Origin of the sequence: Streptosporangium sp. G11 (assembly GCF_051192615.1) — a bacterium.
In the GTDB taxonomy this organism is placed as follows: domain Bacteria; phylum Actinomycetota; class Actinomycetes; order Streptosporangiales; family Streptosporangiaceae; genus Streptosporangium.
The window spans coordinates 1-2,326 of the sequence record NZ_JBPJUQ010000239.1 but is presented as its reverse complement, the minus strand read 5'-3'; the positions used below and the strand labels follow the sequence as shown (position 1 = coordinate 2,326).

The window sequence follows — 2,326 nt, the reverse complement described above, 5'->3', positions numbered from 1 at the left end:
CCACGACCGAGGCCGCCTAAGATCAACCCACGGCACCTACCTCGTCGAGCCTTTTACACCGCTCCGAGGACGCGACCCGGTGACACGGGCCAGGTGTACTCAACCTTTGTGGTCAGTACACCTAGCCGCGAGCATGCTGGCCCTGCTGGACGACGACCGCTGCCTCCGTACCACCGTCGGCGTCATCACCACCGTCGGCAACCCCACCTTGCTCCAGTGGATCCGCCGCGAAGCACTCGCCACAAGCTGATATGGATGTGTCGGCGTACGGGTAGATGTACACAGCCACGTACACATCACCGCGTAGGGCCTGGGTGCATCAGCGTCACCTCATCCGGCATCGCCCGCACCTTTGGGGTTGAGGAACCTGCGGAGATCGGCGTAGTCGATGAGCACGACTCGTGCGCTTGCGTGGAACCAAGCTGCCCACCCCATCCTCGGCACGACCGCGTTGCGGTTGGAGGGCGGGGTGCTACTCGATCTCCTTCGGAGACAGGGCTTCCACGGATTGCGGGAAACGATCATGGTTTCCTCGGGAAGCGATCTTCTCAACCCCTCTCACACTCCTGGCCAGCCCTACTCGTGAACATCCCACCAGGGGCTGTTCTTGAGTTAGCTCATGAACGGTTGACGAGATCCCGTCCGATCGACTGATCGGGCGGGATTTCTTCGTTTCCGAGGTTCTGTGGTCGCTGGGCGGGTTGATTTCGGCTCGTGCGGTGGCGCTGTAGCCGAAGGTGGGCCGGTCGTTGCCGGCGCTGTGGTGCCAGCCTGTGGTGATCTCGGTCGAGGCCAGGCCTCTGTTGGCGAGGGGGGTGGCCCAGGTGGGGATGGCGGTGGCGTCGATGCCGACGTGACCTTGGTAGTGCTTGAGGTAGCGGCGACCTCTCGGCCCGCCTCAACGAGATCCAGCACCTTGCGCCGGAACTCCGACGGATGGCCACGCCGTCCCATGCCACTCTCCTCTCAACGAGTGGCACAAGAATCCAGGAAACCGCCTCCACAAGACCAGGGGCGCACCAGACCGCTCGTGGGTCCGTCGCGGCGGCCCGTAGCGGGGAACAACAGGGCAGTGGCCGAATCCGTGTGACGCCCCCGATCCGAGCGACGAAGGGAAATGCCGGGGCGCGGCCACCTTCGGCGATGGCGACCTTCAGGGGCCGGGCATGGTCGGGCGGGCCGGGCGACGCGGAAAGCGATGCCACGCGAATCGTCGGCACAAAGTCGCAGGCGGCACCATTGCCGCGATTGCGTCAGCGTTAACGTAACCAGGATGACTATTGGAACGCGATAATAATGCAGGTCCCAATGTGTGAAGCGCAGTCCGTAACCGCGACAGGGTGGCGGGCTAGATCGACATCACACCAGTGTGCGCGTTCACATGAGTGCGGTCAATACCCGCTGTCATCGACCGCACTGGACCTTCCGGCCCGTGGCCCGAGGGTCGGCATGATGCCCCAGGCCGCCGACTGCCAAGCATCGAAGAGGGCTGAACAGGCGATATGACAGCCTGTGGCCCGAGATCGGCACTACACGCCATCGCCACCGCCGCAGGATGTCGACTGCATGGAGACGAATTTCCTGTAGCGAGATGTTGACATCCCGCCTGCGAACCCTGACACTTTGCGGAAATGCAATAGAAACATGAATGCGACCCGACCGTCGGCCCTTCATTGGGAATCAATCGCCCCATTGCCAAGCTCGTAGGGACGAGGTTCGTGCATAAATGTTAGCGTTAACAGCTCTTCGTGCGCCCGTCGATGCCACCCCTTGTCCCTGAGGCCTCGCCGCGAGTGCGCAGCTGTGACGTCGCCCCTCGCCGTCTCCTCACCGATTCCCGGAAAGGATGCCCGCGGTGTCCCTGCGTCAAAAGATCGTCGCCACCGTCACGTAGTCGACGGCCGTGCTGGGCAGTGTCGTCCACATCGCCGCGGCGCCGTCAGCGTCGGCGGCCACGTATTCGGTCCATGTCATGGGCTGCTTCGAAGAGTCGCCGAACCGGTCCGGTGACGACCACGCCCTCCACCTGGCGGTGAACTCCGATGGCCCCATCTGGATGCCCCTGAACCAGAACGACCCGGTCGTCACGCCGGCCGAGGGCCCGACCCAGGAATTCAGATCTAGTGATTGGACATTTCATGGCACTGATCACGGCACCTGATGGTCACTCATCAGGACCATCGCGGAGCACTCGGTCGTTGCGCCGGTTACTGATCGCCCTTGTGGTGACCGCGCTCACCACAGTGACAAGCCTCGTCGTCTCCGCGCCGCCGGCCAATGCCGACACCAGGCAATTTCGAGGTATGAACTGGGCGGTGCTGGGTGA

Annotated in this window: 1 protein-coding gene; it reads left to right on the top strand. The window is 63.3% G+C overall.

Annotated elements, in window-relative coordinates:
• The first annotated feature begins 106 nt into the window (after positions 1–106).
• Complete coding sequence (locus ACSDR0_RS50155) at positions 107–250, top strand: hypothetical protein (protein ID WP_435296055.1); 144 nt, start codon at positions 107–109, stop codon at positions 248–250.
• Positions 251–2,326 lie beyond the last annotated feature (2,076 nt).